The sequence below is a fragment of the Variovorax paradoxus genome (genome assembly GCF_902712855.1).
Classification (GTDB): Bacteria; Pseudomonadota; Gammaproteobacteria; order Burkholderiales; family Burkholderiaceae_C; genus Variovorax; species Variovorax paradoxus_Q.
The window spans coordinates 2099150-2123569 of sequence record NZ_LR743507.1 but is presented as its reverse complement, the minus strand read 5'-3'; the positions used below and the strand labels follow the sequence as shown (position 1 = coordinate 2123569).

The 24420-nt window shown below is 65.7% G+C and carries 26 protein-coding genes; 9 read left to right on the top strand and 17 right to left on the bottom strand.

Annotated elements, in window-relative coordinates; all coding sequences use genetic code 11:
• Positions 1-90: 90 nt before the first annotated feature.
• The 8 genes from AACL56_RS09480 to AACL56_RS09445 form a co-directional block, all read right to left on the bottom strand.
• Positions 91-858: an ABC transporter ATP-binding protein gene (locus AACL56_RS09480; protein WP_339092838.1), complete on the bottom strand. Its 768-nt coding sequence runs from the start codon at positions 856-858 to the stop codon at positions 91-93.
• Between the two features lie 16 nt (positions 859-874).
• Positions 875-1654: an ABC transporter ATP-binding protein gene (locus tag AACL56_RS09475; RefSeq protein WP_339089591.1), complete on the bottom strand. Its 780-nt coding sequence runs from the start codon at positions 1652-1654 to the stop codon at positions 875-877.
• 20 nt (positions 1655-1674) lie between these two features.
• A complete protein-coding gene (locus tag AACL56_RS09470) occupies positions 1675-2883 on the bottom strand; it encodes a branched-chain amino acid ABC transporter permease (RefSeq protein WP_339089590.1) in 1209 nt (402 codons plus the stop codon).
• A 13-nt stretch (positions 2884-2896) separates the two neighbouring features.
• Positions 2897-3826: a branched-chain amino acid ABC transporter permease gene (locus AACL56_RS09465; RefSeq protein WP_339089589.1), complete on the bottom strand. Its 930-nt coding sequence runs from the start codon at positions 3824-3826 to the stop codon at positions 2897-2899.
• A 241-nt stretch (positions 3827-4067) separates the two neighbouring features.
• The gene (locus tag AACL56_RS09460; RefSeq protein WP_339089588.1) at positions 4068-5357 is read right to left on the bottom strand and encodes a replication-associated recombination protein A; all 1290 of its coding nucleotides are present in this window, start codon (positions 5355-5357) and stop codon (positions 4068-4070) included.
• A 33-nt stretch (positions 5358-5390) separates the two neighbouring features.
• Positions 5391-6023, bottom strand: a complete 633-nt coding sequence (lolA, locus tag AACL56_RS09455; protein ID WP_339089587.1) for an outer membrane lipoprotein chaperone LolA — start codon at positions 6021-6023, stop codon at positions 5391-5393.
• Between the two features lie 180 nt (positions 6024-6203).
• Positions 6204-8657: a DNA translocase FtsK gene (locus AACL56_RS09450; RefSeq protein WP_339089586.1), complete on the bottom strand. Its 2454-nt coding sequence runs from the start codon at positions 8655-8657 to the stop codon at positions 6204-6206.
• A gap of 97 nt (positions 8658-8754) precedes the next feature.
• A complete protein-coding gene (locus tag AACL56_RS09445) occupies positions 8755-9429 on the bottom strand; it encodes a Crp/Fnr family transcriptional regulator (protein WP_093123707.1) in 675 nt (224 codons plus the stop codon).
• Between the two features lie 180 nt (positions 9430-9609).
• Between AACL56_RS09445 and trxB the strand changes: the two genes are divergently transcribed.
• The 3 genes from trxB (at position 9610) to rpmG (ending at position 11179) form a co-directional block, all read left to right on the top strand.
• Entirely contained in the window at positions 9610-10569 is a 960-nt protein-coding gene (gene trxB / locus AACL56_RS09440) for a thioredoxin-disulfide reductase (protein ID WP_339092837.1), read from the top strand.
• 191 nt (positions 10570-10760) lie between these two features.
• On the top strand, positions 10761-10994 hold the full coding sequence (gene rpmB / locus AACL56_RS09435; RefSeq protein WP_007830293.1) for a 50S ribosomal protein L28: 234 nt from the start codon (positions 10761-10763) through the stop codon (positions 10992-10994).
• An 11-nt stretch (positions 10995-11005) separates the two neighbouring features.
• The gene (gene rpmG / locus AACL56_RS09430) at positions 11006-11179 is read left to right on the top strand and encodes a 50S ribosomal protein L33 (RefSeq protein WP_007830291.1); all 174 of its coding nucleotides are present in this window, start codon (positions 11006-11008) and stop codon (positions 11177-11179) included.
• 174 nt (positions 11180-11353) lie between these two features.
• Here rpmG and AACL56_RS09425 read toward each other — a convergent pair whose 3' ends face one another.
• From AACL56_RS09425 to AACL56_RS09415, 3 genes are all read right to left on the bottom strand, one after another.
• Positions 11354-12568: a DesA family fatty acid desaturase gene (locus tag AACL56_RS09425; RefSeq protein ID WP_339089577.1), complete on the bottom strand. Its 1215-nt coding sequence runs from the start codon at positions 12566-12568 to the stop codon at positions 11354-11356.
• Between the two features lie 132 nt (positions 12569-12700).
• A complete protein-coding gene (locus tag AACL56_RS09420) occupies positions 12701-13972 on the bottom strand; it encodes an RsmB/NOP family class I SAM-dependent RNA methyltransferase (RefSeq protein WP_339089576.1) in 1272 nt (423 codons plus the stop codon).
• A 52-nt stretch (positions 13973-14024) separates the two neighbouring features.
• Complete coding sequence (locus AACL56_RS09415) at positions 14025-15878, bottom strand: M48 family metalloprotease (protein ID WP_339089575.1); 1854 nt, start codon at positions 15876-15878, stop codon at positions 14025-14027.
• Positions 15879-15931: 53 nt separating this feature from the next.
• Between AACL56_RS09415 and AACL56_RS09410 the strand changes: the two genes are divergently transcribed.
• Positions 15932-16165: a DUF1653 domain-containing protein gene (locus AACL56_RS09410; RefSeq protein ID WP_339089574.1), complete on the top strand. Its 234-nt coding sequence runs from the start codon at positions 15932-15934 to the stop codon at positions 16163-16165.
• A 74-nt stretch (positions 16166-16239) separates the two neighbouring features.
• Here AACL56_RS09410 and AACL56_RS09405 read toward each other — a convergent pair whose 3' ends face one another.
• Positions 16240-16410, bottom strand: coding sequence for an I78 family peptidase inhibitor (locus AACL56_RS09405; RefSeq protein ID WP_339089573.1), 171 nt, complete (start codon positions 16408-16410; stop codon positions 16240-16242).
• A gap of 185 nt (positions 16411-16595) precedes the next feature.
• Positions 16596-17192 (bottom strand): phosphoribosylglycinamide formyltransferase, encoded by a 597-nt coding sequence (gene purN / locus AACL56_RS09400; RefSeq protein WP_339089572.1) that lies wholly within the window; start codon positions 17190-17192, stop codon positions 16596-16598.
• A 152-nt stretch (positions 17193-17344) separates the two neighbouring features.
• Between purN and AACL56_RS09395 the strand changes: the two genes are divergently transcribed.
• Positions 17345-18526, top strand: coding sequence for an acyl-CoA dehydrogenase family protein (locus AACL56_RS09395; RefSeq protein ID WP_339089571.1), 1182 nt, complete (start codon positions 17345-17347; stop codon positions 18524-18526).
• 94 nt (positions 18527-18620) lie between these two features.
• The gene (locus tag AACL56_RS09390; protein WP_339089570.1) at positions 18621-19736 is read left to right on the top strand and encodes an acyl-CoA dehydrogenase family protein; all 1116 of its coding nucleotides are present in this window, start codon (positions 18621-18623) and stop codon (positions 19734-19736) included.
• 82 nt (positions 19737-19818) lie between these two features.
• Here AACL56_RS09390 and AACL56_RS09385 read toward each other — a convergent pair whose 3' ends face one another.
• From AACL56_RS09385 to AACL56_RS09375, 3 genes are all read right to left on the bottom strand, one after another.
• Positions 19819-20571, bottom strand: a complete 753-nt coding sequence (locus AACL56_RS09385) for an alpha/beta fold hydrolase (RefSeq protein WP_339089569.1) — start codon at positions 20569-20571, stop codon at positions 19819-19821.
• Positions 20568-20696, bottom strand: coding sequence for a hypothetical protein (locus tag AACL56_RS09380; protein WP_339089568.1), 129 nt, complete (start codon positions 20694-20696; stop codon positions 20568-20570). The genes AACL56_RS09385 and AACL56_RS09380 overlap by 4 nt, the downstream gene beginning before the upstream one ends.
• Before the next feature lie 85 nt (positions 20697-20781).
• Complete coding sequence (locus AACL56_RS09375; RefSeq protein WP_339089567.1) at positions 20782-20994, bottom strand: DUF1127 domain-containing protein; 213 nt, start codon at positions 20992-20994, stop codon at positions 20782-20784.
• Positions 20995-21050: 56 nt separating this feature from the next.
• Here AACL56_RS09375 and AACL56_RS09370 point away from each other — a divergent pair, with 56 nt between their 5' ends.
• From AACL56_RS09370 to AACL56_RS09360, 3 genes are all read left to right on the top strand, one after another.
• Positions 21051-21500, top strand: coding sequence for a response regulator (locus AACL56_RS09370; RefSeq protein ID WP_339089566.1), 450 nt, complete (start codon positions 21051-21053; stop codon positions 21498-21500).
• Positions 21501-21598: 98 nt separating this feature from the next.
• Entirely contained in the window at positions 21599-22957 is a 1359-nt protein-coding gene (locus AACL56_RS09365; protein WP_339089565.1) for an alpha/beta fold hydrolase, read from the top strand.
• 10 nt (positions 22958-22967) lie between these two features.
• On the top strand, positions 22968-23762 hold the full coding sequence (locus AACL56_RS09360) for an enoyl-CoA hydratase (protein ID WP_339089564.1): 795 nt from the start codon (positions 22968-22970) through the stop codon (positions 23760-23762).
• Here the strand turns inward: AACL56_RS09360 and AACL56_RS09355 are convergent.
• Positions 23759-24319: an HNH endonuclease gene (locus tag AACL56_RS09355; protein WP_093123678.1), complete on the bottom strand. Its 561-nt coding sequence runs from the start codon at positions 24317-24319 to the stop codon at positions 23759-23761. The two genes, AACL56_RS09360 and AACL56_RS09355, sit on opposite strands and share 4 nt — an antisense overlap.
• Positions 24320-24420 lie beyond the last annotated feature (101 nt).

Here is a 24420-nt window from a genome sequence, read left to right as displayed (position 1 = left end):
TCTTCGCGGGGGCAATACCGCGGCCCGGCAAAGCCGGTTCCACGGTATTTCTCGAGGGTGAAAAAGCGTCGGCGCTGCGTTGCGCTCGCGTTACTCGCCGAGGTAGGCGGCCCGCACGCGCGGATCGCTGAGCAGTTGCTTGGCGTCTCCGTTCATCGTGATGAGGCCCGACTCCATCACGTAGCCGCGGTCTGCCAGCTGCAGGGCGCGGTTGGCGTTCTGCTCCACCAGCAGGATGGTCACGCCCTGGGACGCCACGGTCTGGACCACCTCGAAGATCTTGTCGCACATGATCGGCGACAGGCCCATGGTGGGTTCGTCCAGCAGCAGCACCTTGGGGCGCGCCATCAATGCGCGGCCCATGGCCAGCATCTGCTGCTCGCCGCCCGACATGGTGCCTGCCAGCTGGTCCTTGCGCTCGCGCAGGCGCGGAAAGGTCACGAAGACACGTTCCATGTCGCTGGCGATCTCAGCCTTGTCCTTGCGGATGTAGGCGCCGATCTGCAGGTTCTCGGTGATGGTCATGCGCGTGAACACGCCACGGCCTTCCGGCACCATCACGAGACCCTCGCCCACGAGATCCCAGGCGCCGCGGCCCTTGATGCTGCGGCCCAGGAACTCGATGTGTCCGGCGCCCGCCGGCAGCGTGCCGGTGATCGCCTTCATCGTGGTGGTCTTGCCGGCGCCGTTGGAGCCGATCAGCGAGACCAGCTCGCCCTCGCGCACCTCGAAGTCCACTCCCTTCACGGCCTGAATGCCGCCGTAGCCCACCTTGAGGCCGCTGACCTTCAGCAGCGTCTTGCCACCGGCCTGCGTTTGCGTCTGCGCGGCGCCGGACGTATTCACTTGTTCGCTCATCGTTGCTGTCGTCATGTCAATGGCCTCCGGTGCCGAGGTAGGCCTCGATCACCTTCTCGTTCTTCTGCACGTCCATCGGCGTTCCTTCGGCAATCTGCTTGCCGTAGTCCAGCACGGTGACGCGGTCGCACAGGCCCATGATGAGCTTCACGTCGTGCTCGATGATCAGGATGGTCCGGTTGTCGCGGCGGATGCGGTCGATCAGCTCGCGCAGCGCGACCTTCTCGGTCAGGTTCATGCCCGCGGCGGGTTCGTCGAGCGCGATGAGCTGCGGGTCGGTGGCCAGCGCGCGCGCGATTTCCAGGCGGCGCTGGTCGCCATAGCTCAGCGTGCGCGCCTTGTAGTCGGCGAACTTGCCGATGCCGACGTAGTCGAGCAGCTCCTGGGCACGGTCGGCGATGGCCTTCTCTTCCGCCTTGAAGCTGCCGGTGCGCAGGATGGCACCGAACACGCCCGAGTTGGTGCGGATGTGCCGCCCGACCATGACGTTCTCGAGCGCCGTCATTTCGGCGAACAGCCGGATGTTCTGGAACGTGCGTGCAATGCCTGCCTTGGCCACTTCGTGGACCGCCGTCGGCTGGTACGGCTTGCCAGCGAGCTCGAAGGTGCCGCTGTCCGGCGTGTACAGGCCGGTGATCACGTTGAAGAACGTGGTCTTGCCCGCGCCGTTGGGGCCGATCAGGCCGTACACCTGGCCGCGCTTGATGGTGATGCCCACGTCCGAAAGCGCCTGCAAGCCGCCGAAGCGCTTGGAGATACCGCGAACGTCGAGGATGGTGTCCGTTGTCGTCGTCATGTTGATTTCTCCTTCGGCGTTCACGGATTGATCGACATGGGGCGCGATGCCGCACCGGGCAACTCGTCGGCGGGCGTGTCGACGCCAGGCGCGTGCGTCTGCAGCGAGCCCGGAGCCACGGCCGCATGGGCCGGGTCGACGGGCACGCCGCCCTTCTTGGTCAGCGTCTTGCCATGCTCGGGCGAGGGCCAGAGGCCGCGGGGGCGAACCAGCATGATGACGATCATGGCCAGCGCGATGAACAGCTGGCGCAGGATGGACGCGTCGAGCCGGCCGCCGGTCATGGACTGCAGCGGGCCGGCCACGTAGCGCAGCACTTCGGGCAACGCTGCCAGCAGGATGGCGCCCAGGATCACGCCGGGCAGGTGGCCGATGCCACCCAGCACGACCATGGCAACGATCATCACCGACTCCATCAGGCTGAAGGACTCCGGCGACACGAAGCCCTGGAACGCGGCGAACATGGCACCCGACACGCCACCGAAGCTCGCGCCCATGCCGAACGCCAGCAGTTTCATGTTGCGGGTGTTGATGCCCATGGCCTTGGCGGCGATCTCGTCCTCGCGGATGGCCATCCATGCGCGGCCGATGCGCGAGATCTGCAGGCGATGCGAAATGATCACAGTAGCAATCACGAGCGCCAGGAACAGGTAGTAGTAGAGGGACACCGACGAGATGGTGAAGCCGTCGAACTTCCATGCCTTGCCGAGGTCGAGCCCCCAGAACTTGATGGAATCGATGGCGGTGATGCCCTTCGGACCGTTGGTGATGTTGACCGGCTGGTCCAGGTTGTTCAGGAACACGCGGATGATTTCGCCGAAGCCCAGCGTCACGATGGCGAGGTAGTCGCCGCGCAGCTTGAGCGTGGGCGCACCGAGCAGCACGCCGAGCACGGCAGCCACCACCAGTGCCAGCGGAATCACGATCAGCAGCGAGGTGTGCAGGCCGTTCGGGAACATCTGCGCGAACCATGGGAAGGTCTCGGTCAGGTGCGACGAGCCCATGAGCGCGAAGAGGTAGGCTCCCACCGCGAAAAATGCCACGTAGCCCAGGTCGAGCAGGCCGGCATAGCCGACCACGATGTTCAGGCCCAGGGCCAGCAGCACGTAGAGCAATGCGATGTCGGCGATGCGCACCCACGCATTGCCCTGCATCTGCAGCAGCAGCGGCAGCGCGAGCACGGCGATGGCGCCGATGACGTAGAGGGCGAGGTTCTTGCTGTTCTTCATGGTTCGCTGCTCCTCAGGCACGGTCCGCCACGCGTTCGCCCAGCAGGCCGGAAGGCCGCAGCGTGAGCATGACGATCAGCACGATGAACGCGAAGATGTCGCTGTAGTTGCTGCCGAGCACACCGCCCGTCAGCGTTCCGATATAGCCCGAGCCGATGGCTTCGATCAGGCCGAGCAGAATGCCGCCGACCACCGCACCGGCCAGGTTGCCGATGCCGCCGAACACTGCAGCGGTGAAGGCCTTCAGACCAGGCAGGAAGCCCATCGCATGTTGCGCGATGCCGTAGTTGGATGCGTACATCACGCCGGCAATGGCCGCGAGCACGGCACCGATGATGAAGGTGGCCGAGATGACCATGTCGGGGCGGATGCCCATGAGCGCGGCAACGCGCGGGTTCTCCGCGGTGGCGCGCATGGCGCGGCCGAGCTTGGTGTAGTTGACGAGCCACATGAGCACCACGAGCGAGAACGCCGTGACGCTCAGGATCATGACCTGCGTGGGAGAGATGACTGCGCCGCCGAGATGGATCGGGTCGGTGGGCAGCAGGTTGGGATAGGCCTTGTTCGTCGGCTTCCAGATGATCATGGCCAGCGTCTGCAGCAGGATCGACATGCCGATGGCCGTGATGAGCGGTGCGAGCTTGGGACTGTTGCGCAGCGGCCGGTAGGCCACTTTCTCGATCACGAAATTGAGGGTTGCCGCGACGACGCAGGCGATGATCAATGCAATCAGGAGGACCAGCCAGCCCGGCGTGTTGGGCATGCCGTCCTTCATGAGCCCGATGATGGTCCAGCTCGTCAGAGCTCCCACCATCAACACCTCTCCGTGGGCAAAGTTGATCAGATTGATGATGCCGTACACCATTGTGTAGCCCAAGGCTATCAAGGCATACATGCTGCCGAGTACCAGACCGTTGATGATCTGCTGCAGCAAAATGTCCATAACGCGTTTCCCTATGTGTTGCACCGTTTGCGGGGTGCCATTCACCCACCGGGCACCGGTTTGGCGCCCTTGGCATGACAAGCAAAAAACCAGCCAACATGTGTCGCCGGCGGATTTGTGGGCGGGATTGTAGTCACGCCCCAGCGCTGATTTGGTGCGTGTTGACCGGGGTTTACCCGCTCACCTCATGCTGTATGCGCGTGGGGTCATGCCCTGTTTGCGGGCGTGTTGCAAGACAGTATCAGTCGTTGCCTTCAGCGTTCAGCCGGCGCAGTTCGCGCAGCTTTTCGCCGATGCGGATTTCGAGTCCGCGATCCACCGGCTCGTAGAAAACCTGGCCCTCCAGGCCATCGGGAAGATAGCGTTCGCCGGCAGCGAAACCTCCCTCCTCGTCGTGCGCATATCGGTAGCCCTTGCCGTAGTCGAGCTCCTTCATGAGCTTGGTCGGCGCATTGCGCAGGTGCATGGGCACCGGGCGCGTGCTGTCCTTCTTGATCAGTGCGCGCACCGCGTTGTAGGCCTTGTAGACGGCGTTCGACTTCGGGGCGACGGCAAGGTAGACCACGCATTCGGCCAGCGCGAGCTCGCCCTCGGGGGTACCCAGCCGCTCGTACACCTCGGCCGCGTCGAGCGCCAGCCGAAGCGCGCGTGGATCGGCCAGCCCGATGTCCTCGCTGGCCATGCGCACGAGGCGCCGTGCCATGTAGCGCGGATCGGCGCCGCCGTCGAGCATGCGCACGAACCAGTAGAGCGCGGCATCGGGGTCGCTGCCGCGCACCGACTTGTGCAGCGCGCTGATGGTGTCGTAGAACTGCTCGCCGCCCTTGTCGTACCGGCGCATGCGCTCGCCGAGCACGCGCAGCAGCCATTCGTCGGTGATGTGCTCGAGCTTCTCGGCCCGTGCGGCCACGGCGAGGGTCTCGAGCGTGTTGAGCAGCCGGCGTGCATCGCCATCGGCATATGCCACGAGGCGGTCGACCGCGGCGGTCTTGATCCCGGGCACCGCCTGGATGGCCTGCGCACGCGCGACGATCTGCTTGAGGTCGTCTTCGTCGAGCGACTGCAGCACGTAGACGGCGGCACGCGACAGCAACGCGGAGTTGACCTCGAAAGACGGGTTTTCGGTGGTCGCACCGATGAAGGTGAAGAGGCCCGATTCCACATGCGGCAGAAACGCGTCCTGCTGGCTCTTGTTGAAACGGTGCACCTCGTCCACGAAGACGATGGTGCGCTGCTGCTCAAGCCCATCGCGTGCCGAGGTTGCGCGGTCGACCGCTTCGCGGATGTCCTTCACGCCGCCGAGCACGGCACTGATGCTGAGGAACTGCGCGTCGAAGGCGTCGGCCATGAGCCGCGCGATGGTGGTCTTGCCGGTGCCGGGAGGCCCCCACAGGATGCAGGAATGCGGCTGGCCCGACTCGAAGGCGATGCGCAGCGGCATGCCCGGTCCGAGCAAGTGCTGCTGGCCGATCACTTCGCCGAGCGTCTTCGGACGCAGGCGTTCGGCGAGAGGTTGATGGGCGGTGGCCAAACCTGCGGGCGTGACTGTTGTGGCGTTGCCGGTTTACTGCTTGACGACGTCAGCGCCGGCAGGCGGTTTGAAGTCGAACACGCTGGCCGGCAGCGACGGATTCACCTCCACCTTGCTGAACTTGAGCACCGAGCGCTGGCCGAAGCTGTCGAGAATCTCGAGCGCGGCCAGCGCGTCGCCTTGGAAGCCGACCTGCACGCTCTGCAGCTGGCCGTCCTTGTTCTTCGGCATGGCCTTCACCCATTGCAGTCCGTCGCGCTCCGGCGCGGCCTCCAGCGTGAAATCGGCCTGCAAGGCCCGCAGATCGGGCGCCGCGGCGATCAGCGCCGCGGGCGTGGAACCCAGCGCCTGTGCCTGCGCGCGCTGCGTGACCTGATTCAGGTCCGCGTCGTACAGCCACAGCGTCTTGCCGTCGGCCACGATGCTCTGCGCGAAGGGCTTCTGATAGTCGAACTTGAACTTGCCGGGTCGCTGGAATTCGAAAGTGCCGGTCGAAGTCTTTGTACGGCCCGGCTGCCCCTCGCGTGCCGGCGCAGTCACGGTCTGGGTGAATTCGGCACGGCCGGACTTGACCGTCTTGACGAAGGTTTCGAGGCTTTCAAGCCCCCCTGCCCACGCATTGGCGGAACACAGGAGGCCGATCAGCAGCCAATGGCGCAATTTCAATTTGGATTCCTCGCAATAGCTGTTGGTTGGCTGCGCCGCGACTGCGACACTTGCTTCGACCCTAACTGCCTTGAATTGCGGCAGGTGTAGGCCTCGATGAAGATTTGCAATGCGACCGCGCGCATTTGCAAATTGCCTTTCAGTACGTTACCGGGCCGAAAAGGAATTGAAGGCCCGGATTTATTCCGCCGCGCGCGCAGGCACCAGAATTTCGCGCTGCCCGCTGCCGCTCATGGCACTGACCAGACCGGCCTTTTCCATGTCCTCGACGAGGCGCGCCGCTCGGTTGTAGCCGATCTTCAAATGGCGCTGGACAAGCGAGATGCTGGCCTTGCGGTTCTTCAGCACGACTTCGACCGCCTGGTCATACATGGGGTCCTTTTCGCCATCGCTGCCGCCCAGCAGGTCGCCGTCACCGTCGCCATCGACCGTGCCACCTTCGAGGACGCCCTCGATGTAGTCCGGCTCACCCTGGCTCTTGAGATAGGCCACCACGCGGTGCACTTCCTCGTCGCTCACGAACGCGCCGTGCACGCGGATCGGAAGGCCGGTGCCGCTCGGCATGTAGAGCATGTCGCCCATGCCGAGCAGCGCTTCAGCCCCCATCTGGTCAAGGATGGTGCGGCTGTCGATCTTGCTCGACACCTGGAACGCGATGCGGGTCGGGATGTTGGCCTTGATCAGGCCGGTGATCACGTCGACACTGGGACGCTGCGTGGCCAGGATGAGGTGGATGCCGGCTGCGCGCGCCTTCTGCGCAAGGCGGGCAATGAGTTCTTCGATCTTCTTGCCGACGACCATCATCAGGTCGGCCAATTCGTCGATGACGACGACGATGTGCGGTTCGCGCTTCAGCGGTTCCGGATCGTCGGGCGTCAGGCTGAAGGGGTTGTAGATGAACTCCTCGCGCGCCTTGGCCTCGTCGATCTTGGTGTTGTAGCCGGCAAGGTTGCGCACGCCGAGCTTGCTCATGAGCTTGTAGCGGCGCTCCATCTCGGCCACGCACCAGTTCAGGCCGTGTGCGGCCTGGCGCATGTCGGTCACAACGGGCGCCAACAGGTGCGGGATGCCTTCGTATACCGACATCTCGAGCATCTTCGGGTCGATCATGAGCAGGCGGACGTCGCGTGCCTCGGCCTTGTAGAGCAACGACAGGATCATCGCGTTGATGCCCACCGACTTGCCCGAGCCGGTGGTGCCGGCCACCAGCACGTGCGGCATCTTCGCGAGGTCGGCCACCACGGGGTTGCCGATGATGTCCTTGCCGAGGCCCATGGTGAGCATCGACTTGCCTTCGTTGTAGACCTGAGAACCCAGGATTTCACTGAGCTTGATCGACTGGCGCTTGGCGTTCGGCAACTCGAGCGCCATGTAGTTCTTGCCGGGAATGGTCTCCACCACGCGGATCGACACCAGCGACAGCGAACGCGCCAGGTCCTTCGCGAGGTTGACGATCTGCGAGCCCTTCACGCCGGTGGCAGGCTCGATCTCGTAGCGCGTGATCACGGGTCCGGGCGACGCCAACACCACGCGCACTTCGACGCCGAAGTCCTTGAGCTTCTTCTCGATCATGCGAGAGGTCATCTCGAGCGTGTCGGAAGAGACGGTTTCCTGGCGCGCCTGTGCCGCATCGAGCAGGTCGACCTGCGGCAGCTTGCTGTCGGGGAGTTCCTTGAAGAGCGGCTTCTGGCGCTCCTTGACGACGCGATCGCTTCGCGGCACTTCGGTCATCGCGGGCTCGATCTGCACCGGCGGCGACGGCACGCGGCGCTTGGGCGGCGGCTCGGCGACGTCGACCTCGTCCTCGAAGCTCGGTTCCATCGGCACGGAGTCGCCGAATGCGGGTTCCTTGGAGGCACGGGTTTTCTTCGTGCGGGCCGCAGGCGCAGGTGCGGGCTCCTCATCACCGGCACGCTCGCGGGCAGCCTGCTTACCCATCGCGATGTCGGCAGCCATCTCGCGCTTCTCGCGGCGCGACTCGAACAGCGAATAGGCGCGCGCGCCGATGCGCTCGGCAATCAAGCTCCACGAGAACCGGAAGACCAGCGCGGAGCCGATCACGCCGCCGGCAATGGCCATCAGCGCCGATCCGGTGAAACCCATCCAGCGCACGCTGGCCGGTCCGACCAGGTATCCCAGCACGCCGCCGCCGGAACCCGGCAGGTGCGATTCAAGGCGATAGAGGCGCGACCACTCGAGCACGGCACTTGCGCACAACAGCAGGAGCAGGCCGAACCAGAATGCCAGTCGGCTGCGGTTGAAACGGCCACGCGGCGGTTGTTGCTCGGCTGCGGACGCAGGCTCGCCACCACGCAGCCAGTTGGCCAGCGACGAAAGCCAGGCACGCAACCCTGCGGCGAGGCACCACCAGACGGAATAGCCAGCCAAGAAATAGCTGCCATCGGCGAGCCAGGCGCCGATGCGGCCGCCCCAGTTCTTGATTTCGCCACCCGTCCCCGATGTCGACCAAGCGGCGTCGGAGGGCGTGAAGCTCAGCATGGAGAGCAGCCAGAACAGCAGCGCTGCAAATCCTGCGATCAACGTGATTTCGTGGGCGAACCGCATGGCGCGCACGCGCACGGGTTGGCCCTCGGCGGCAGAAGAAGATTGAAGCGTATTGAGCGAATAGGTCATGAAAACACGGCGCCCGGCCCGGAAAAGCCAGGGCCGGCCGCACGAACACTACAACAAAAGGCCGGAGCGCCAGCAACGGCACGCCCGGCCCGCTGGCTCAAGCCAGCGACAGGAGCCGTTCCTTGACGATCATCGACCCGTCTTCCTGGGTCTGCACGAAGCCACGCTCTTCCAGATCCTTCATCACGCGGCTCACCATTTCGCGCGAGGCACCGACCATCTTTGCCAGATCCTGGCGCGAGATCTTGTCGCGCACCTTGAGGTTGCCGGCACCGTCCTCGATGGCGAACTCGAGGAGCGAACGAGCGACACGGCCGTAGACGTCCATCAATGCCAGCGATTCGATCTTGCGGTCGGCATGACGCAGACGCTGCACCAGGCCACGCATGATGTTGTAGGCCATGGAAGAGTTTTCGGGCAGACAACGCGCGAATGCGTCGCGGCCCAGCATGAGCACGTCGCACTGGATTTCGGTGCGCACGGTGGCCGAGTGCGGCTCATCGTCGATCAGGCTCATTTCGCCGAGGTAGTCGCCTGGGTGCAGCGTGGCGAGGATGACTTCGCGACCGCGACTGTCTGCGCTCGTGACGCGTGCCCGTCCTGTGAGGATGATATAGAGCGCATCGGACTTCTTGCCCTGCTCGACGACGACCTCCGCGCGCTTGAAGCGCTTCTTGATGATCGCGTCCGCGATGCTTGCGGACTGCGTGGCCGTCAGCGACGCGAACAATGGAACGCGCCGAAGCAATTCAAGGTTGGACAGCATCGACATTCATGAATCCCTGAGACGGCGCGCGGAGCAGCCCAGAAGACGAGCCGATGGATTACTACAATCGCGCGCATTGAAAACACCGTTTACCCGGTGTTGAACCGGGCAGTGATACTCCACATATATCGCTACCACCCTGAAAATGTACACGCTGCCGCAGCGCAAATCCTAGGTTTTCTACTCATGTCCGCTTCCCAACACGCCAAGGTTCTGATTCTCGGTTCCGGCCCCGCCGGCTATACCGCGGCCGTCTATGCGGCACGCGCAAACCTGAAGCCATTGCTCATCACCGGCATTGCCCAGGGCGGCCAACTCATGACGACCACCGAGGTCGACAACTGGCCCGCCGACGTTCACGGCGTGCAGGGCCCGGAACTCATGCAGCGCTTTCTTGAGCACGCCGAGCGCTTCAAGACGCAGATCGTCTTCGACCATATCAACAAGGTCGATCTGAGCAAGCGCCCGTTCACGCTGACCGGAGACAGCGGGACGTACACCTGCGATTCGCTGATCATTGCAACCGGCGCATCGGCCAAGTATCTCGGTCTCGATTCCGAGGAGAAGTTCATGGGCCGCGGCGTGTCGGCGTGTGCCACCTGCGACGGCTTCTTCTATCGCGAGCAGGAGGTGTGCGTGATCGGCGGTGGCAACACTGCTGTAGAGGAAGCGCTGTATCTCGCCAACATCGCCAACAAGGTGACGCTGGTGCACCGCCGCGACAAGTTCCGCGCCGAGCCCATCCTGATCGACAAGGTGATGGAGAAAGTATCGGAAGGCAAGATCGTGCTGAAGCTGCACAACGAGCTTGACCAGGTGCTGGGCGACGATTCGGGCGTGACCGGCATCCGCATCAAGAACACCCAGACCGGCGCCACCGAGCAGATTGACCTCAAGGGATGCTTCATCGCCATCGGCCACCATCCGAACACCGACATCTTCCAGGGGCAGTTGGAAATGAAGGACAACTACATCCTGACCCGGTCCGGCCTGCAAGGGTTCGCGACGATGACCAGCATTCCGGGCGTCTTCGCTGCAGGCGACGTCCAGGACAACGTGTACCGCCAAGCAATCACCAGCGCCGGCACCGGCTGCATGGCCGCGTTGGACGCCCAACGCTTTCTGGAGCAGGACGGCACGCTCTGAGCAACCAGCCACATCACCGGGCAATGGGGCTATAATCCGAGGCTTTGCCGAAATAGGGCCGTCCTCTTCACGATGCGGCGATGCGGCAAAGCCGGGGTACCGCCACCCGTTTTCTGGCGAGGTCAAGCTGCAAAACACCTCTGCGATTTCTGGTTGCAGGCGGTGCCAGCTGTTCAAGAAAGAGTGTCCTCATGGCACGCGTATGCGACGTAACGGGCAAAGGCCCGATGGTCGGAAACAACGTTTCCCACGCCAACAACAAAACCAAGCGCCGGTTCCTCCCGAACCTGCAATACCGCCGTTTCTGGGTCGAGACTGAAAACCGCTGGGTTCGCCTGCGTGTTTCGAGCGCTGCCCTGCGCCTGATCGACAAGAACGGCATCGACGCCGTGCTCGCAGACCTGCGCGCACGCGGCCAAGCTTAAGGAGCTGAATCATGGCAACGAGCAAAGGCGGACGCGAAAAGATCAAGCTGGAATCCACCGCGGGTACCGGCCACTTCTACACGACCAGCAAGAACAAGAAGACGATGCCTGAAAAGATGTCGATCATGAAGTTCGACCCGAAGGCGCGCAAGCACGTCGAATACAAGGAAATCAAGCTGAAGTAATTCAGCCCTGTTCTTCCAAACAAAAAACCCGCTGCTTACCCAGCGGGTTTTTTGTTGGCTGTTGATCTCATCTGGCACCCTTTGCGTAAGCCGACAGACCAGGGAATCTCAGATGTGACAGGCATAAAAAAGCCGGCCCTCAAGCCGGCTTTTTCACAAACGGAAAGCGGTGCGTCAGGCGCGAGCGGCGCGCAGACGGGTCGAGAAGTCGCGCAGACCTGCGATGCCACTGGCTTCCGCACGATGGCACCAAGCTGCCAAGTCGGCTGCCAGTTGCTCACGCGATTGCGAGGTATTCAACCAGAGCTGTCGCAACTCTTCGCGCATCGTGACCATCTTGTCGAGCACCGGGTGAGCAGCCCGAGCCTGCACAACGTGGGTACGAGCCGATGCCGGCACCTTGTCGTCGTCGCGATGCAGCCAGCGCTTGGCCGCCTTGAGCCCCGAAAGGTCGGCCCCTTTGGTCTTCAGCGCATCCAGCTCGAGGCTTGTGGCACGACGCATTTCGCGCGCATAGCCCGCCATGACCTCGTAGCGATTGGCAATGAGCGCCTCGAGCGTCTTTTCGTTGGCTACGGGCTGGATATCGCCCATCTGCATCTTGGGCGGCACCTTCTTCACCTTGGCCCAGCCGATCTTCTGGAAGGCCTGGATATAAATCCAGCCGATGTCGAACTCGTACTTCTTGACCGAGAACTTGGCCGAGGTCGGATAGGTGTGGTGGTTGTTATGCAGTTCTTCGCCGCCGATGATCAGGCCCCAGGGCATGATGTTGCGACTGGCGTCCTGCGCCTCGAAATTGCGGTAACCCCAGTAATGGCCGATGCCGTTGATGACGCCGGCGGCAGTAATGGGAATCCACAGCATCTGTACCGCCCACACGGCCATACCGAGCGTGCCGAACAATGCCAGGTTCAGGACCAGCATCAGGCCCACGCCTTGCCAGCTGTAGCGCGAATACAGGTTGCGCTCGATCCAGTCATCGGGCGTACCGTGACCATAGCGCTCCATCGTTTCCTTGTTCTTCGACTCGGCGCGATAGAGTTCGGCGCCGCGCCAGAGCACCTCGTCAATACCCTTGACCTGCGGGCTATGCGGATCATCGACGGTTTCGCACTTCGCGTGGTGCTTGCGGTGAATGGCAACCCATTCCTTCGTCACCATGCCGGTGCCGATCCACAGCCAGAAACGGAAGAAATGAGAGGGGATCGGGCCCAGATCCATCGCCCGGTGCGTTTGCGTCCGGTGCAGGAAGATCGTGACCGCAGCGATCGTGATGTGCGTGGTGACGAGCGTGTACAGCACGACTTGCCACCATGCGATGTCCCACAGGCCGTGTCCGAGCCATTGGATGGCCGCATTTAGAACGGCGGAGTCAGGAAGCAACATTGAGTCAGGTACTCCATGGCCACACGAAGGTGCGGCCTTCAGGTAACCGGCGATTTTAAATGGGTGGGCCTAATTCAGGCCCCTTAAACCTTCAAGAAAAGCGCAGATTAACCCTAGTTTGGAGTACCGCGCCTATTTGCGGTTCCACACCGCAGCAAAGAAGCCGTCGGTCGCGTGCAGGTGCGGCCACAGCCGAAGATAGCGCCTGCCGCCCTCTCCCCCGGCGCACAGGGCCTCGAAACCCTCCACTTTCAGCCCTTGCAGCAGTTCCGCTGCATCTAAGGGCTCGAAGTCGGGGTTGGCGGCTCCGAAAGCCTCTGCGATGGCTTCGTTTTCCTCTGGCAACACGCTGCACGTGGCGTAAACCAGACGCCCGCCCGACTTCACGAGCCGCGCCGCGCTTTGCAGGATGGCCGCCTGCTTGACCGTCAATTCCTCGACCGATTTGGCCGATTGGCGCCATTTCAGGTCCGGATTGCGCCGAAGCGTCCCGAGGCCCGAGCACGGTGCGTCGACCAGCACGCGGTCGATCTTGCCCGCCAGGCGCTTGATCCGGTCGTCGCGCTCGTGCGCGATCGCGGCTGGATGCACGTTCGACAGCTTGCTGCGCGCCAGGCGGGGCTTGAGCGCGTCCAGCCGGTGAGCCGAGGTGTCGAAGGCGTACAGCCGCCCCGTGTTGCGCATGGTCGCGCCGATCGCCAGCGTCTTGCCGCCTGCGCCGGCGCAGAAATCGACCACCATCTCGCCACGCTTGGCGTCCAGCAGCAGCGCCAGCAATTGCGAGCCTTCGTCCTGTACTTCGATGGCCCCACGCGCGAAAGCGTCGAGCTTGGTCAGCGCGGGCTTGCCATTGATGCGCAAACCCCACGGCGAGAACGGAGTCGCTTCGGATTTGATAGCAGCCTTCGCAAGCTCCGCCTTCACGTCCGCGCGTTTGTCATGGAGCGCGTTGACGCGCAAGTCGAGCGGCGCCGGCTGCTGCAGGCTTTCGACCAGTGGCCAGAAGCCGTCGCCCAGCTGCGCCTTGAGCGGCGCGACGAGCCATTCGGGCAGGTTGTGGCGATGGCGCTCGAGCAGGTCGTCGGGCTTGACTGCATCGCAGTTGTCGAGCCACCGCTTCTCGGTGTCGTTGAGCGCGCTCTTCAGGAAGTCGCGCGGGCCGTGAAAGCCCAGGATCGCCATCCGACGCTCCTTCGAGCCGGTGCCCGACGGTGAGAGATGGTCGAACAGCAGCTTCTTGCGAAGCACGGTGTAGACGGTTTCGGCGAGCGTCGCGCGCTCGCGCGGGCCGAACTCGCGGTGGTCGCGGAAAAATCGCGAAACGACCTGGTCGGCCGGGTGATCGAATTTCAGGACAAGGCCGACCAGATCGGCGGTGGCCTCCAACAGGGCTTTGGGGTGCATGCCCCGATTGTCTCAGCCAAGCCGTGCCGCCCGGCCGCTACAAGCTGAATGCCTAGACGGCGCGCGTCCAGACCTCGCCGAAGGCCTGCCGCTCGACGTCCTCCACGGTGGGCGAATGCCCCGCCCACAGCACCAGCGCAGCCCCCGGCAGGGTCAGCGTCTGTTCCAGTTGGCGGCACATCTGCCAGCGGTCGTCGTCGTCGAGCCCCGGGAAATCGACGAACACGATATAGGCACGGCGCCACGGGAATTCGCGCAGGTTCTTGCGTACCAGCCAGGCGCGAGACGCCGGCAGGCAGCGCACGAGGTCGGCCCGCAGTTCGCCCAGTTCGTAGTCATTGAGGTCGTGGCGCGAGATCTGGCTGAAGAACGGCGTGCCGGTGATTTCCTCCCAGGCGCGCGTTTCGGCCTCCTCGGCGTCCTTGAGGCGGCCGCGCCACAGCTTGAGGCCCTCTTCGTCGTGCGGCCCCGCATCGGGGTCCTCGAGCGAAGCCACCGCGCTGCGGGCCGCCCACCAGCGGCTGGCCGCACCTGAGGCGTGCAGGCGCTCCAGCACACCAAGCCGCGCGGCACGGTCGCCCGAAGGCAGCATCTGCGCCAGGCCCCGCAGCGCACCCGGATGCTCCGGTGCGATCTGCAGCGCGATCTCGTAGCGATCGCGCACCGGCGCCGCCGGATCGAGCCGCCGCTCCGAGTCGGCCCATTCGACCATCTCGTCGGGTGTGTTGTGCTCGCCGCGCGCAGCCAGAACGGCGATGCGCTCGCGAATTCGCGAGCGGTGCGCATGGTGCTGCTTCCAGTCGGCTGCGTGCGCGCGGCGCCAGCGGACGTCGAAATACTCGATCCACTTCTTCCGGTCGGCCAGCAACTCGAGCGCCGAGCGCTGCGACCATTCGGGCAGCGCGGCCTTCTGGTCGAGCGCCTCGAGCCGATCGCGCAGCACCGGGTGGGTGTCCTCCAGGTCGCTGACGCGGCGCATCGCCTCGCGCAGCGCCTGGCGTGCGAAGTGCTCGTCGGGCGGCGTCCGGACCCGCTTGCGCAGGGCGGCGAAGGGGCCGGGCGGCTGCGGTTCGTGCTCGGCGCGGGCCCAGTGCGAGGGCCAGAACTCGTTGGCGTACCAGCTGCCCTTGATGGCGATCTCGGTCAGTGCAGCGGCGGCCACCGAAGTGCCCAGCAGCCGGCCGGAAATGCGGTCGGCCTCGTATTCGTCCTGGCGGGCGAGCGCGAAGGTCTTGGCGGCGAAGCGCGGAAAGTACCAGCGGAAGAAGGCCTGCGAGAACAGCGCCATCACGCCCTCGTTGCGCTGCAGGTTGGCATCCAGCTTGAGCCACGACAGCCGGGTGCGGTAGATCCAGGCACTCAGCCTGCCGTGGTTGCCGCGCAGGTGGCCGTACTCGTGCGCCAGCACCGACAGCAGCCGCCGCCGGTCGAGCATCATCAACAGCGGCAGGCCGATGCTCAGCGAGTTGATCGCGCCGCCGAACAGCCCGAAGCGCGGCACCTGCCGGATGCTCGCGTTGAATTCGTCGTCGAGGTAGACATGGTGGACCGGCGGCCCCTTGATCTTGCTGCGGATGCGGTCCAGTGCCTCGAAAAGCGCAGGCGCATCGTCGCGCTGCAGCTCCACCCCATCGGGCTCGTCGAAGCGAACCCACAGCGCCCGCAGCGTGGCCCAGAGAAGGCCGCCCGCGAACAGCAGCAGCCAGCCGCGGGTGAAACTGAAACGCTCTTCCCTGATCGAGGACAGCACCCAGACAATGAGGCCTACCGCGAGCGCGAGGCAGCCCAGCACCCACAGGTAACCGAGCGCAGCAAAGGCCGCCACGCTGCGTCGGTAGCGCGCACTGTCGTCCGCACTGGCATGCTCGCTCAGTCGAACCAGGTGAACAAAATCAGCGCGATCCATCCGAATCCCGTCACATCGGGCAAACCCGACTGCCTTTCTGAAAGAAGCCCCCGTTGAACGACGAAGACCTTCCGCCCCTGATCGAAACGCCCCTCGGCCGCTACCGTCACTACAAGGGCGGCGAATACGAGGTGCTCGGCACCGTGCGCCACAGCGAGACGCTGGAGCCGATGACGCTGTACCGCGCCCTGTACGGCGGCCACGGACTCTGGGTTCGCCCGGCCGCCATGTTCGAAGAAACCATCGAGATCGACGGACAGCTCCGCAGGAGATTCACGCCGATCTAGGCCGTCGGGCAGTTCACGCTCGCCGTGCCTGGCTGGATTGCTATCTTGCCGATAGCAATCCGGCCCGCTTCACCTCAACCGCAGCGGACGTCCGTCACGCGGTTGCGGGCATCGACGTCGAGGTTCAGGCGTCCGCCGTTGAGTTCCATCGTGGCCGCGTCGCCGGGCTTCAGCACCCGCACCGTGCCTGCGCCTGCGCGCACGCGCGCAGCGGCTTCCAACTGAGGCGTGAGCGGCTGGCCCACGGCAAAACGTGCGCCGTCCGCGCTGCATTGGTAGACCGGTTCCGGCGGCGGCGCGGGGGTGTCGGGGCGGGCGCGGGTGCCGGAGCGGCACAGCCGGCCAAGAGGGCAACAGCACCAGCGGCGGCCAGCAGCAGCGATTGGGTTTTCACGTCAAGACTCCCGAAAAGCCGCGAATATAAACAAATTTAATCATTGTGACTCGATGTATCTGCAAGCCATCCCGCAATGGCTCGCGGATACAACAGATGCTCCTGCGCAAGCACCCGACCGGCCAGCGTGGCGGCTGTGTCGTCGGGCATCACCGGCACCGCGGCCTGGGCCAGGATCGGCCCATGGTCGAGTTCGGTCGTCACTTGGTGGACCGTCACGCCCGCCACCTTGCAGCCCGCCTCGATCGCCCGCCTGTGCGTGTCGAGCCCCGGAAACGCGGGCAGCAGCGAGGGGTGGATGTTGACGAGGCGCCCGGCATAGCGCTCGACGAAGCCCGGCGTCAGGATCCGCATGAAACCGGCCAGCACCACGAGCGCGGGCGAATGGGCGTCGACCGCCTGCGCCAGCGCCGCATCGAAAGCCTCACGGCTCGCGAAGTCCTTGTGCGGGATCACCGCGGTGGCGATGCCGTGCGCCGAGGCAGTCGCCAGGCCACCCGCATCCGCCTTGTTGCTCACCACGGCGGCGATGCGCGCGCCGTAACGGTCGGCCCAGCGCTCGCGCTCGGCCGCGCGCACGATGGCGGCCATGTTGGAGCCGCCGCCGGAGATCAGGATCACGATGTTCTTCATGGGAGGCGGGATTATCCGTGCCCGTCCCATGCGTCCCGGGTACCCTGCCCATGTCGCGGCGCGGACACCGTTCTACAGCACGACCGTGCTAAAACTCACGGCTCCGGAGACACACCCGCGTCTGCGGGACCGATCAACACAGCGAGGCACGCATGGATTTGAGCTTCACACCCGAAGAACAGAAGTTCCGCGAAGAAGTTCGCGCCTGGGTCAAAGAGAACCTCCCGAAGGAGATTTCGCACAAGGTGCACAACGCGCTCGAGCTGACGCGCGACGATATGCAGGGCTGGGCCAGGATCCTCGGCAAGAAGGGCTGGCTGGGCTACGGCTGGCCCAAGGAATTCGGCGGCCCGGGCTGGACCGCGGTGCAGCGCCACCTGTTCGAGGAAGAGACCGCGCTGGCCGGCGCGCCGCGCATCATTCCCTTCGGCCCGGTGATGGTCGCCCCGGTGATCATGGCCTTCGGCAACGCCGAGCAGCAGAAGCGCTTTCTGCCCGGCATCGCCAGCGGCGAGGTGTGGTGGAGCCAGGGCTACAGCGAGCCGGGCTCGGGCTCCGACCTCGCGTCCGTGAAGACGAAGGCCGAGCGCAAGGGCGACAAGTACATCGTCAACGGCCAGAAGACCTGGACCACGCTCGGCCAGTACGGCGACTGGATGTTCAACCTCGTGCGCACCAGCAACGAAGGCAAGCCGCAGACCGGCATCAGCTTCCTGCTGCTCGACATGAAGTCGCCGGGCGTCACCGTGCGCCCCATCAAGCTGCTCGACGGCGGCCATGAAGTGAACGAAGTGTTCTTCGACAACGTCGAAGTGCCCGCCGAGAACCTGATCGGCGAAGAGAACAAGGGCTGGACCTACGCCAAGCACCTGCTCTCGCACGAGCGCACCAACATCGCCGACGTGAACCGCGCCAAGCGCGAGCTCGAGCGCCTGAAGCGCATCGCCAAGGCCGAAGGCGTGTACGACGACCAGCGCTTCCGCGACGAGATCGCCAAGCTCGAAGTCGACATCGTCGCGCTCGAGATGATGGTGCTGCGCGTGCTGTCGGCCGCCACTTCCGGCAAGAACTCGCTCGACGTGGCGGGCCTGCTGAAGATCCGCGGCAGCGAGATCCAGCAGCGCTACGCCGAACTGATGATGCTGGCCGGCGGCGCCTACTCGCTGCCGCTGATCCGCGAGGCGATGGAAGCCGGCTGGCAGGGCAACTTCCCGGGAGGCAACCCGGCGCTCGCGCCGCTCACATCCACCTTCTTCAACATGCGCAAGACCACCATCTACGGCGGTTCGAACGAGGTGCAACGCAATATCGTCGCGCAGACCGTTCTCGGCTGACGCCGCAGAACGGTCCGCGCGTGGCGCGACAGGACTGCTCCCCCACACCCCCTCCACGAGGGGGCTCCAGCAAGAGCTTCGCTAGGAACGAAAAATGGACTTCAATTTCACCGACGACCAGCAACAGCTGCGCGACGCCGTTCGCAAGTGGGTCGACAAGGGCTATGACTTCGAGCGCCGCCGCGGCATCGAGGCCAAGGGCGGCTTCTCGCGCGAGGCCTGGGACGAACTGGCCGAGCTCGGCCTGGGCGGCCTGTACATCGCGGAGGACGACGGCGGCCTGGGCATGGGCCCGGTGGCCGGCATGGTCGTCATGGAAGAACTGGGCCGCGGCATCGTGCTCGAGCCCTTCGCGCAGACGCTGATCGCCGGCGCGGTGCTCAGCGGCTACGCAACCGCCGAGACCAAGGAAGCCTGGCTGCCCCGCATCGCAGGCGGACAGGCCATCGTGGTGCTGGCCTACCAGGAACGCAAGGCGCGCTACCGCCTGGACGTGTGCGAAGCCACGGCCGTGAAGTCGGCCAGCGGCTATTCGCTGACCGGTGCCAAGAGCGTGGTGCCGGTGGGCGACGAAGCCGATGCCTTCATCGTTCCCGCCAAGGTCGACGGCAAGATCGCCCTCTTCCTGGTCGAGCGCAGCGCCAGCGGCGTGGAAGCACGCGGCTACGGCACGCAGGACGGCAGCCGCGCCGCCGAGGTCGTGTTCGACAAGGCCGACGCCACGCTCATCACCGGCGACGGCCTGGCCGCGCTGGAATACGCGGTGGATGTGGGCATTGCCGCCACCTGCGCCGAAGCAGTCGGCGTGATGGACAAGACCGTGGCCCTGACCATCGATTACATGAACCAGCGCAAGCAGTTCGGCGTGGTCATCTCCAGCTTCCAGGCGCTGCGCCACCGCGTCGCCGACATGAAGATGCAGCTCGAACTGGCACGCTCCATGAGCTACTACGCCACGCTCAAGCTCAACGCCCCGGCCGACGAACGCCGCCAGGCGCTGGCACGCGCCAAGTACCAGCTGGGCACGTCGATGCGCTATGTGGCCGCGAACTCGGTGCAGCTGCATGGCGGCATCGGCGTGACCGACGAGTACATCGGCAGCCACTACTTCCGCAAGCTCACGCAGCTCGAGCTGACCTTCGGCGACACGCTGCATCACCTGGGCGAGGTGTCGGCGCGCATGCAGGACACCGCGGGCGTCTTCGCCTGAGAGACCGCGCAGCCGGCCGGCACCCTGGCCACGTGGCGGGAAAGGAATTCCGCCACGGCGCCGTTGACCACCTCCGGGTGCGTCACGGCCCCATGTGGCCCAGGCCGGCAAACTCGACCACGCCGACGTCCGGCAGCGTGGCCGTCAACAGCCTGGCCACGCCGCGCGATGAGGCCGGCGACTTCGCTCCCACCATGTAGAGCACCGGTACCGCCAGCGTGCCGAAGGCCTCGAGCCGCGTCGGCTCCGTGAACAGCGCGCGCGACCCGTTGGCAATGTTGACCATCGACGCCGCCACCGGCGCCTGCCGCGCGGCGGGCATGCGGTTCCAGCTGCCCGGTTCCGTCCAGTAGTCGATGAAGCGCAGGGCCGCACCATACGGGTCGCTCGCCTCGATGGCGCGGGCCGCATCGGCCGCCGCCCGGCGGATGCCGTCCGCGGCCTCGTGCCCCGGCCTTTCCTGATCGAGCAGGCCGAACAGCGTCGGCTCGTACACCGCGATGGCGCGCACCCGGCCCGGGTACGCCAGCGCGGCCATCAATGCCACCGTCGCGCCATACGAATGGCCGACCAGCGAGAACGGCGCCCCGGCCGCCTCGAACACCGGCGCCAGCAGGGCCACCTCGTCGGCCAGCGTCAGGGTGCGGTCTTCCGGGGTCTTCCGCCAGGCCGGACTGCGGCCGGCGCCCAGCGAATCGGGCGCGAAGACGCAATAGTCCGGCGACAGCTGCGCCATCAGCGCGCGCCATTGCGACGATGTGCTCGCGTTCGAATGCAGGCACACCACGCCGGGACCGGCGCCTGCTTCGCGCACATGGGGGACAAGGCCTGTCATCGGCCGCTCCCCGGCCTGGTGGCGGCAGCCGCCTGCGGCGCCGCCATCGCGGAGGCCAGCGGCTGCGGAACCGCGACGATGACAAGCGCACCCACCGCGGCCGCGATGGCGACGGCCAGGGTCATCAGCACAGATCGCGTGTGCCTTTCCGCGCCTTGGCGCGCGCGGGGCGAGATGTGCCATGAAAAGACTCCTTCGCATCGCGGTGCCTCACCACGCGTCGCGCTGCCGGGGCCATTCGGCGGCCGCGCGGTGCGACAGGCCGATGTCGCGCAGCGTGTGCTCGTCGATCGAGCGCAGCTCGCGGCGTGCCGCGGCGCGGCGATGGCTCTTTCGCAGCGCATCGGCGACGCGCCTCCATGCAAACCCGGGCCAGCGCGGCCGACAGGCTCGGCGGACGGCGTCGTAGATGCAGCGCAGCAAGTCACGGCGGAGAACAGACCGTCGAATGTCCGCCGGGCGGCGGCGAAGTGTTCGACATGGCACTGCCGGTCGGCGACGTGCACGACGTCGGCGCCGGCATCGCGGCGCCGGTGAAGACAGGCAACCGCCGCCACAAGATCCTGATCGTCGACGACGAGACGGAAGTGCGCGAAACGCTCTCGCAGATCCTGTCGGGCGTGCAGCACCGCGTGGTCGCCGTGCGGTCCGCGCAGGACGCGCTGCGGCACATGGCGCAGGAAAGCTACGACGCGATCCTCACCGACATGCGCATGCCCGACCTCCACGGCCGCTCGCTGTACCGGGAGATCGAGCGGCGCTGGCCGCGCCAGGCCGGGCGCGTGGTGTTCGTGACCGGGGACACGCTGTCGGCGGTGCTCAACGAGTTCGTGTCGGCCAGCGGTCGGCCGGTGATCGAGAAGCCATTCCTGCCGAGCGACGTGCGCCGCGTGGTGGCGGAAGTGGTGGCGGCGGAGGAGGAAGGCTGAAGCGGCGGCCGTCGCACGATTCCGCTAGCATGCAACGCCCGTCCGGCCCGCGCCGGGCGGGCGTTTTCCATCTCTGGAATGCCTGCCGGGAACAGAACATGCACTCACGACGCACCCTCCTCGCCACGGCCCTCGGGCTCGCCTCGACCACCATGCTGACCGCCTGCGCCACCGCCCCTTCGCCCTCGTACGACGACCGCCCGCCGGTCGTCTTCGTCCATGGCAACGGCGATTCGGCCGCGCTCTGGCAGACGACGGTCTGGCGCTTCGAGACCAACGGCTGGCCGCGCGACCGGCTCTTCGCCTTCGACCAGCCCAACCCGCTGGCACGCGACGACGACGCCGTGGCACAGCCGGGGCGCAGTTCCACCGGCGAGTCGGCGGTGTTCCTGAAGGCCGAGGTCGACCGGGTGCTCAAGGCCACGGGTGCGAGCAAGGTCGTGCTGATCGGCAATTCGCGCGGTGGCAACACCATCCGCAACTATGTGCAGAACGGCGGCGGCGCGGCCGTGGTGAGCCACGTGGTGCTGGGCGGCAACCCGGCGCACGGCATCTGGTCGGTGAAGGGATTCCGCGAGAACAACGAGTTCTCGGGCCTCTCGGGCTTCATGCAGCAGCTCAACGCGCCGAAGGGCCCGAACGGCGAGGAAGTGACGCCGGGCGTGAAATGGATGACCCTGCGCTCGGACAACAACGACAAGTACGCCCAGCCCGACGGCGTGTGGATCGGCGCGCCCGGCAAGCCGACCAACATCGGCTTCGACGGTCCCGCGCTCAAGGGCGCCACCAATGTGGTGCTGCCGCGGGTAGACCACCGCGAGACCTCGTTCTCGCCCGCCGCCTTCGCCGCGACCTGGCAGTTCCTCACGGGCCAGGCGCCGCGCACCACCGGCGTGGAGCCGGAGCCGGCCGTGGTGCTGGACGGCAGGGCCATAGGGGCGGAGAACCTGGCGCTGAACGGCGCGCGGGTCACGGTGTACACCGTCGACCCGGCCACCGGCGCGCGGCTCGGCGACGCGGTCTTCACCAAGGCCATCGGGGCAGACGGCCGCTGGGGTCCTTTCAAGGCACGCAACGACGCTGCCTACGAGTTCGTGCTGGCCACCCCCAGCTACGGCACCACGCACATCTACCGCAGCGCCTTCCCGCGCAGCAGCCGTCTCGTGAACCTGCGGCCCGAGCGCATCGTGCCGGCCGACAACGGCGCGAGCTCGGTGGTCGTCTTCACGCGGCCGCGCGGGTATTTCGACGCCCAGCGCGACACCATGCGCTTCGATGGCAAGAGCCCGCCAGCGGGCGTGCCTGCGCGCGGCTCGGGCGTGGCGAGCTCGCGCCTGCGCATCGAGGGCGGCGGTGCACCGCGCGCCGTGACCGGCGAATTCAACGGCGAGCGCGTCACCGGACTGACCTGGCCTGCAGCGAACGAGCACACGACGGTGCTCGAGCTGACCTACTGAGGCACGCCGCATGGACGACGCGGACACCCCTTTCGTGCTGCACGCCCGGGATGCGCGCGGCGTGGTCACGCTGACGCTGAACCGGCCCTCCTCGTTCAACGCCCTGTCGGAAGGCATGCTGGGCGCGCTCGAACAGGCGCTTGGCGGCATCGCAGCCGACGACACGGTGCGCGCGGTGGTCATCGCTGCCGCGGGCAAGGCCTTCTGCGCGGGCCATGACCTCAAGGAAATGCGCGCCGAACCCTCGCTCGACTACTACCGGGAGCTGTTCGAGCGCTGTGGCGCGATGATGCTGTCGATCCAGCGGCTGCCGGTGCCGGTGATCGCACGGGTGCACGGCATTGCCACGGCCGCGGGCTGCCAGCTGGTGGCGGTGTGCGATCTGGCGGTGGCGTCGGGCGACGCGCGCTTCGCGGTCAGCGGCGTGAACGTGGGCCTTTTCTGCGCCACGCCGAGCGTGACGCTGTCGCGCAACCTGGGCCGCAAGGAAGCCTTCGAGATGCTGGTGACCGGCGAATTCATCGGTGCCGAGGAAGCCCGCGAGAAGGGCCTGGTGAACCGGGTGGCGGCGCCCGACGCGCTCGATGCGGCGGTCGAATCGCTGGTGGCGAGCATCGTTGCGAAGCCGCGCCAGGCCCTGGCGCTGGGCAAGGCACTGTTCTACCGCCAGCTCGAGACCGGCATCGAGGCCGCGCTGGCCGACGCCAGCCGGACCATGGCCTGCAACATGATGGACGAGAGTGCGCTCGAAGGCGTTCAGGCCTTCATCGAGAAGCGGCCGCCGGCCTGGAAAGGCAGAAGCTAGCTGTCGTGCAGCCGCGAACTCTGCGGCAGGTGCGCCATCAGGAACTCCATCTGGTCGGCCAGGATGCGGCGGTTGCGCAGGATGAAGTCTTCCCACAGGCTGGGCACGTAGGGCGCGTACAGCAACGGCATGTTCGCCTGCTCGGGGGTGCGGCTGCTCTTGCGGTGGTTGCAGGGCTTGCAGGCCGTGACCACGTTCATCCAGGTGTCGATGCCGCGCTGGGCGAACGGAATGATGTGTTCGCGGGTGAGTTCGTCCTCGTGGAAATGGCCGCCGCAGTAGGCGCAGACGTTGCGGTCGCGGGAAAACAGCTTGCTGTTGGTCAGGCCCGGGCGCTGCGCGAAGGGATTGATGCGCGGCACGCCCTTGGTGCCGATGATGCTGTTGATCGCGATCTGCGACTGCTCGCCGGTGATCGCGTTGTGGCCGCCACGGAACACGGCCACCTGCGCGCCCACCTCCCAGCGGACTTCGTCCGCCGCATAGTGGATCACCGCCTGTTCCAGCGAAATCCATGACTGGGGCAGCCCTTGGGCCGACAGCTTCAAGACCTTCACACACGCCTCCTGAAAAGGAAGAACCACGGAAAGACCAGGGACACGGAGCGCGCCACGAACCCACTTCCGTTCGCGCGCTGCGTCACAATATACCGGCTTTG